This is a genomic window from Hydrogenivirga sp., from assembly GCF_056450045.1.
Window position 1 is genome coordinate 1 of sequence record NZ_JBWONM010000197.1, and the last position, 6,442, is coordinate 6,442.

At 50.1% G+C, this 6,442-nt stretch carries 9 protein-coding genes; 7 read left to right on the top strand and 2 right to left on the bottom strand.

Translation table 11 applies throughout. From position 1 onward, the window contains the following. The coding region (locus AC1HCM_RS08090) for a hypothetical protein (RefSeq protein ID WP_479461260.1) at positions 1 to 243 on the top strand (243 nt) is incomplete at its 5' end. Here AC1HCM_RS08090 and AC1HCM_RS08095 read toward each other — a convergent pair. Together AC1HCM_RS08095 and AC1HCM_RS08100 are read right to left on the bottom strand one after the other, a co-directional pair. Continuing rightward, on the bottom strand, positions 219 to 1,424 hold the full coding sequence (locus AC1HCM_RS08095; RefSeq protein WP_479461261.1) for a glycosyltransferase: 1,206 nt from the start codon (positions 1,422 to 1,424) through the stop codon (positions 219 to 221). The two genes, AC1HCM_RS08090 and AC1HCM_RS08095, sit on opposite strands and share 25 nt — an antisense overlap. 1 nt (position 1,425) lies before the next feature. Continuing rightward, a complete protein-coding gene (locus AC1HCM_RS08100; RefSeq protein WP_479461262.1) occupies positions 1,426 to 2,037 on the bottom strand; it encodes a DUF5752 family protein in 612 nt (203 codons plus the stop codon). Positions 2,038 to 2,071: 34 nt separating this feature from the next. Here AC1HCM_RS08100 and bcp point away from each other — a divergent pair, with 34 nt between their 5' ends. The 6 genes from bcp to AC1HCM_RS08130 form a co-directional block, all read left to right on the top strand. Next, positions 2,072 to 2,542 (top strand): thioredoxin-dependent thiol peroxidase, encoded by a 471-nt coding sequence (bcp, locus tag AC1HCM_RS08105; RefSeq protein ID WP_479461263.1) that lies wholly within the window; start codon positions 2,072 to 2,074, stop codon positions 2,540 to 2,542. Continuing rightward, positions 2,539 to 3,168 (top strand): endonuclease III, encoded by a 630-nt coding sequence (gene nth, locus AC1HCM_RS08110; RefSeq protein ID WP_479461264.1) that lies wholly within the window; start codon positions 2,539 to 2,541, stop codon positions 3,166 to 3,168. The genes bcp and nth overlap by 4 nt, the downstream gene beginning before the upstream one ends. Before the next feature lie 39 nt (positions 3,169 to 3,207). Continuing rightward, positions 3,208 to 4,404 (top strand): DUF8082 domain-containing protein, encoded by a 1,197-nt coding sequence (locus tag AC1HCM_RS08115; RefSeq protein ID WP_479461265.1) that lies wholly within the window; start codon positions 3,208 to 3,210, stop codon positions 4,402 to 4,404. A gap of 13 nt (positions 4,405 to 4,417) precedes the next feature. Then, the gene (locus AC1HCM_RS08120; protein WP_479461266.1) at positions 4,418 to 5,533 is read left to right on the top strand and encodes a cache domain-containing protein; all 1,116 of its coding nucleotides are present in this window, start codon (positions 4,418 to 4,420) and stop codon (positions 5,531 to 5,533) included. Between the two features lie 49 nt (positions 5,534 to 5,582). Next, the gene (locus AC1HCM_RS08125) at positions 5,583 to 6,074 is read left to right on the top strand and encodes a roadblock/LC7 domain-containing protein (protein WP_479461267.1); all 492 of its coding nucleotides are present in this window, start codon (positions 5,583 to 5,585) and stop codon (positions 6,072 to 6,074) included. Further along, positions 6,071 to 6,442 (top strand): gliding motility protein (locus AC1HCM_RS08130; RefSeq protein ID WP_479461268.1); only part of this gene is annotated, 372 nt, incomplete at its 3' end. The genes AC1HCM_RS08125 and AC1HCM_RS08130, both read left to right, overlap by 4 nt.

Sequence of the window (6,442 nt, forward strand, 5' to 3'; positions counted from 1 at the left end):
CTTGAGGCTGTTTACGGCGGCTTTGACAAGGGAACTGCGGTGAAGAACTTCCTTGAGTTTATAGGATGGGACGGGCAAAAGCCCGTGATATACATAGGTGATGATACAACGGACAGGGATGCCCTCAGGGCTGTGAAGGAGCTGGGGGGGACGGGAATATTCGTCGGTGAGAGAAAGCCACCAGAGGCAGACAGACTCCTGAAGAACGTTGAGGAGGTTTACGAGTTTTTAAGAAGCTTGTGAACCACAAGAAGGTAGTCCTTTAGGTGTCTGGTTATCAGGAAGCTGTGCTTTACACGTAGGTGTGCGTTCCTGCCCATCTCTTCCCTGTTTTTGTCGTTGGCAAGGAGCTGCTTCACCCTGTAAGCGGTCCCCTCTATACTGCTGACAAGATAGCCGGTCACACCGTTGATTATCTGCCTTCTTATCCCCCCTATATTGCTTCCCACAACGGGTTTCCCCTTCCACATGGCCTCGGAGACAACGAGACCGAAGCCTTCCCTTATTGACTTCTGAACCACAACGGTGGCAGCCCTCTGAAAGGCGTTTATCTCCCTGTGGCTGTCGGGAGGAAGGTTCAAAGCGAAGATGTTCTCATCTTCCCCCTTTGTCTCCAGCACCTCCTCATAAACCTCCGCTCCCTCCGGATCGTCATCGGCGAAGGAGCCGGCGAGGACAAGCTGGCAGTCGTACCTTCTCTTCACTATGCGGTACGCCTCAATAACCCCAACGGGGTCCTTCAGCCTATCAAACCTTGATACCTGCAAGACTATGGGTCTCTCCGGGTCTATGCCGAACCTCTTCAGCGTTTCCCTTATGAAGTCCTCCTCAAGGGGGATGTTCTTATCGTGAAGCGGGTCTATAGAGGGAGGTATTATGAAGGAGGGTATCTGAACGCCCTCCCTGACGAACTCGGGAATGTGGAATATACCCCCGTCGTAGCCGTTTACAAACATCTCAAGGAATTTCCAGGTCTCTTCATCGGGTGTTGAGACGTCAATGTGGCAGCGCCATATCCACTTCTGACCCTTTCTCTTCTTTACTATCAGTCCCAAGGGCTGGGGGTCGTGGATGAAGACGACGTCGTAGTAGTCCGTATCTATCGTCGCAACGTTCTCGTAGGTGTGCCTCATGTAGGTTATGACGTCCTGATGGCTGAGGCTCTCCCTACCGGGCATGTGAAGGAGGTTGTGTATCTTCTTGGTTACCTTGAAGAACTCAATATCTCCCTTTATGACCTCCCAACGGGTCTCTATACCCAGCTCGTTCATCAGCGGAACCATCCTGTGGAGTATCTCAGCGACACCACCCCCCATCTTCGTGGAGTTCACGTGCAGAACCCTTACACCCTTGAGCTCCTCAGCCAGTTTGCTCAGCTCGTTCAGCGTTCCCGCATCTATGTACTTTGCGTACTCCTCAAACATCTCAGCTCTCCAGAACCTTAAGTATTCTATCCCTCACCTCGTAGAGGCTGTAAGCCATGAGGTCTATCCTGTCTATCCTCTCCGCCTTCTCCTCCTCACCTATGCTCCTGAGCCAGCGGGAAAAGTCGTTGGTAGGCTCACCGTGAACGAGACGGGAGGTCACGAGGTGGTAAAAGAGGGAGTGTATTCCAACCTTATTCAAGCCTTCCTTAAACTCCTCTATGTTCTTAGCCCTTACGCCAGTATCTATGACCTTCCTGACAGCCCTTATGAAGTAGAAGGGCTTGCATATCCTCTCAAAGCCGTTTACCTCGCTGTGGAGTATGTTGAGCACAGCCTCCCTCAGGTCTGAGATACACACACACTCCATCAGGTCTATGGCGGAAAACTTCTCCGCAAGGACGGGAAAGCCGTTCTCAGCCATCCAGTAAGCGAAGCTATTTCCGTAGTCTGTAGGCAGGAAGTGGTACTCAAAGAGGTTCCTGTAAAGGTGGTAGTATATGGTGTCATCGTCTATATCCTTAAGGACCCTTGTGAAGGCTGCAAGGGTGTTCACCTTGATGCCTGTGTACTGGGCTGTCCAGAGCTCCGATTTAAAGACAAAGACGTTCATATAATAATGTTAAACTGAAAAGGGAGGTTGAGATATGCTCAAGGCTGGAGACAAGGCTCCTGACTTCTGCCTCAAGGGAATTGATGAGAAGGGGGAGGAAAGGGAGTTCTGTCTGAAGGACTTCAGGGGGGAGAAGGTGATAATCTACTTCTACCCGAAGGACAACACTCCCGGGTGCACCGTGGAAGCTTGCGACTTCAGGGACAACCTGAACGTCCTCGTGTCCAAGGGTTATAAGGTTGTCGGGATAAGCCCCGACAGCATAAGCTCCCATAAAAAGTTCAAGGAAAAGTACAATCTCAACTTCCCGCTTCTGAGCGACCCCGACAAGAAGGTGGCAGAGGCTTTCGGTGCCTACGGGGAGAAGAAGATGTACGGAAAGACCACAAAGGGGATAATAAGGTCAACCTTCGTTATAGACGAAGAGGGGAAGGTGCTCAAGGCATGGTACAACGTAAAGGCAAAGGGACACGTAGAGAAGATTCTGAAAGAGCTGGAAGGTTGAGGGAAAGGGTAGAAGAGATAATAAAGAGGCTGGAAAAGCTCTACCCCAATGCCAGGCTGGAGCTTGAGTACGAAAACGCCTTCCAGCTCTTAGTTGAAGCGATACTCGCAGCCCAGGAGTCCGACAAGAAGGTGAACTCAATAAGGGAGGAGCTCTTCAGCAAGTACAGAGGTCCAGAGGACATCGTCCGCACCCCCCTTGACGAACTGGAGAGGGACATAAGCTCCATAAACTTTTACAGAAGGAAGGCTAAGCTCCTGAAGAAGTGCTGTGAGGCACTGGTCAAGGAGTTCGGTGGAAAGGTTCCCGACGGCGTTGAGGAGCTGGTGAAGTTGCCCGGTGTGGGCAGAAAGACCGCAAACATGGTTGTGGGCGGGGCTTACAACAAGCCGGCGATAATAGTTGACAGGCACGTTCTCAGGGTATCTCAGAGGATAGGCTTAGCCAAGGAGAAGGAACCCGACAAGGTAGAGTTTGAGCTAAGAGATATAGTTCCCCAGAAGCAGTGGACTAAGTTCTCCTTCCTTCTCCTGAACCACGGAAAGAACATCTGCACGGCGAGAGAGCCCAAGTGCGGCGAGTGTCCCATATGTGACCTCTGTGAGTCCTGTAAGGTAAACTTATAGTGGTTATGTACCGAATACTTTAGGGGGAAGAAGGGGATTATGATAAAGAGGGTTCTCTTCAGAGACCTTGACGTCAGCGTTCTGAACCTTAACAAGGTTCTTGATGAAGCAAGAAGGAAGGAGATAACCGGCTTTCTGAAGATAGTTTACTGGAGTAAGGACGATTACCTCCTCTTTTACGAGGGCAAGCCCTACAAGGCTCTGAGCTTCAGCCCAGAGGGTGTGAGGAGGGTTCACTCTCCCGAGGAGTTCAAGATAGAGAGCAAAGAAGGTGTGGCCTCCTTCTTTGAGACCACCGTTGACGACCTGGTGGGGATTATTGAGTACAGGCACGACGTGGAGAAGGACGGCGCCCTCATATTCTTTCCCTTCGGGACACCTATACAGGAGCCCGTCTCCGTGGGCTTTCTTGATATAAACAAGGAGTTCCTTCTTGCCCAGAGAAGCCATCTTGATGGCTACGTTGCCCTCTTTACAGAGGAGAGCCTCTTCGGTGTAGTGGTCTTTCAGGGGGGCTTTCCCGTTGCGGTCTTTGGAGGAGACGGCTCCTTCGGGGATAGGGCTGTCAACTACATAAACGCAAACCTGATACCTGCCAAGAGCTTCATGTCAATGTACACCTTGGAGCCTGAAGTCCTGAGCTTCTTTTACTCTCTCCACTCTGACAACGTGAGAAGGACTGAGGAGGGCTTTAAAACATACAAGGAGGCTCAGGAGGCAGTATCAAAAGACAAAAGGGACGCGATCGTTGTGATTGAGGGTGAGGGGATACACAGGTACGACCTCTTCTTCAGGGGACACCTCGTTGAGAGCCTCATAAAGGACAGGGGTATATTCGTAGAGGACTCTCAGGAGAAGGAGAAGCTCTCCAGAAAGGTTGAGAACCTTCCAAATAGAAGCATAAGGCTCTACGATGTCTCCCTGATTGAGAAGCCCCAGCCTTTAGAGGTCGTCCTGCATGGGGTTGAGGCTGAGGAGAGCTCCGGTGTGGAAGAGGTAAAGACCGTGCCGATTGATAAGGTATCTGAGATCAGGTCAGCCTTCATAAAGGATATAGGTCCTGTTGGAAAGCTCCTGTGGGAGAAAAGGCTTAACGAGCTTGGCTTTAAAGAAAGCACCATGACGGAGAACCAGCTTAAGATTCTGATAGATAAGCTCAGGAAGGAGATACCTGAGGAGTCAGCCGCCAGGGATTTTTTGAATAAGGTTAGGGATATATTGCCCGATATAATTTAGCAGGAGGTTTCGGATGGTAGGCAAGTACTTCAGGAACGCATCGCTGATAGAAAAGTTCGTTATACCGAACGTTATAGTTCTCATACTCCTGATAGCTTCGGTAAGTGCGGTCAGCTACTACCTTCTGCAACAACAGTTGAAGAAGCAGGCTGAGGACGAGCTGGAGATGGGCTACAAGATATTCCTTGAGCAGATTCAGAGCAGGGAGAATGCTGGGCTATCAGTCGCCTACCTTGTGAGCCGTGACCCAGATGTAAAGAAAGCCTTCAAGGAGAAGAACAGGAAACTCCTGTACAAGTACGTGAAGGTGAGGGCTGACCTTGAGACCCTCACAGGTATTTACGATCTCAGGCTCCACTTCCTCGCACCCGTTGCGGTTTCCTTCTTCAGGACCTGGAACCCTGAGAGATTTGGAATAGACGTCTCCAAGTTCAGGAAGATAATAGTTACGGTCGCTCAGAGGAGGGCACCCCAGAGGGGTATAGAGATAGGTCTCAAGAGGGCTATAGTTACGGGAGCCTATCCGGTTATGGATGGGGACGAGTACCTCGGTGCGGTTGAGCTCATAACTCCCTTCAATCCGATACTTGATGACCTTAAGGATCTGATAGGTATGGACAGCATCGTCCTGATAAGAAAGAAGGCGGCTGCCCACTCGGAATGGGCTGCCAAGGCGGAGAAGGTCGGGGACTACTTCCTCTACTACGAGACCAACCCAATCCTTAGGGATATAATGCTTAAGGTCAAGGACAAGCCTGAAACCGTTCTGATAGTTCAGAACTACGCCGTGATCGCCAAGCCTATATTTGACTTCTCAAGAAAGAACATAGGTCTCCTTATCCTGGGCTACGACCTAACACCTATCGTAGATTCCTACAAACAGCTGGGTGTTTACATACTGATGTTCGTCTTCGTGGGTATAATCTTCAGCTTCTTCATAAGCTACCTGATATTTAAGAAATACGTTGAAGACCCGATAAACACCCTCATAGAGCACACGGAGAGGATAAGCATGGGTGACGTTGACCAGAAGGTGCCCATAGAGTCAAGGGACGAGATAGGTAGGCTCGCTGAAGCTTTTGAGAGGATGAGGCTGAGCATAAAGAAGGTTATGGACCTTCTGAAGTGAGGGTTGATAATGGAAGTCTTTGGTATATCATTATCATCAGGAGGGTGGTATGGAACTTGACGTAGTCCAGTACGAGATAGATGAAGAGGTAGAGAAAAAGCTCGTAAACGCCCTTAAAAACTTCGTTGCGAGGACTGATGCGGATTTGGTTCTCCTTTCTGACGATGCGGGGAGGATAATCTCCTTTTACGGAAAGAACCTTGACGAAACTCAGGCTGAGTTCCTTGCGAGCATAATAAGCGGCATATTCGGAGCTGCCTTTGAGATGGCTAAGATGGTCTCCCACGAGGACCTGCTTGACGCTATCCAGTACGAGAGCAAGAAACAGAACGTTGTTGTTAAGGCTGTCGGGGAAAGGTTCCTTGTTGGCGTTCTCTGTCCCAAGAGCGTCGCTCTGGGAACTGTCAGGCTATTTTTAAAGGAGCTTGCGGACGAGCTGAACAGGATATTTACTTCAGTGAAGCCTAAGCCTTCAAAGCTGCTGAAGCTCTCTCCCGAAGCCATAGAGGACAAACTCAACAAGATACTGGGGGCAACATGAAGCTAAAGGTCGTTTACTTCGGAGCATCCCTTGCGGGCAAGAGCACAAACGTAAAGGTCCTGTACGAAAAGCTGAAAGAAAGGGGCATAACGAAGGGTGATTACATATCAATGGAGACCGATGAGAACAGAACCCTCTTCGTTGAAATGTTCCTCAGCTCCATAAACCTTGAGGGACAGGAGATAGACATAAAGGTCCTAACAACGCCCGGTCAGTTTAGGCTCCATCCCCTCAGAAAGGTGATAATGAAGGGTGTTGATGGGCTCGTATTCGTGGTTGACAGCTCTAAGGAGAGGGAGAACATAAACTTCTTGGTGCTCAGGGAAACGGCGGCGGTCCTAAAGGAGCAGGGCTTTGACCTTTACTCC

Excerpts from the sequence above, each read along its gene's own strand:
- AC1HCM_RS08095 (WP_479461261.1), bottom strand. The coding sequence starts at position 1,424 with ATGTTTGAGGAGTACGCAAAGTACATAGATGCGGGAACGCTGAACGAG.
- AC1HCM_RS08100 (WP_479461262.1), bottom strand. The coding sequence starts at position 2,037 with ATGAACGTCTTTGTCTTTAAATCGGAGCTCTGGACAGCCCAGTACACA.
- bcp (WP_479461263.1), top strand. The coding sequence starts at position 2,072 with ATGCTCAAGGCTGGAGACAAGGCTCCTGACTTCTGCCTCAAGGGAATT.
- AC1HCM_RS08115 (WP_479461265.1), top strand. The coding sequence starts at position 3,208 with ATGATAAAGAGGGTTCTCTTCAGAGACCTTGACGTCAGCGTTCTGAAC.
- AC1HCM_RS08120 (WP_479461266.1), top strand. The coding sequence starts at position 4,418 with ATGGTAGGCAAGTACTTCAGGAACGCATCGCTGATAGAAAAGTTCGTT.
- AC1HCM_RS08125 (WP_479461267.1), top strand. The coding sequence starts at position 5,583 with ATGGAACTTGACGTAGTCCAGTACGAGATAGATGAAGAGGTAGAGAAA.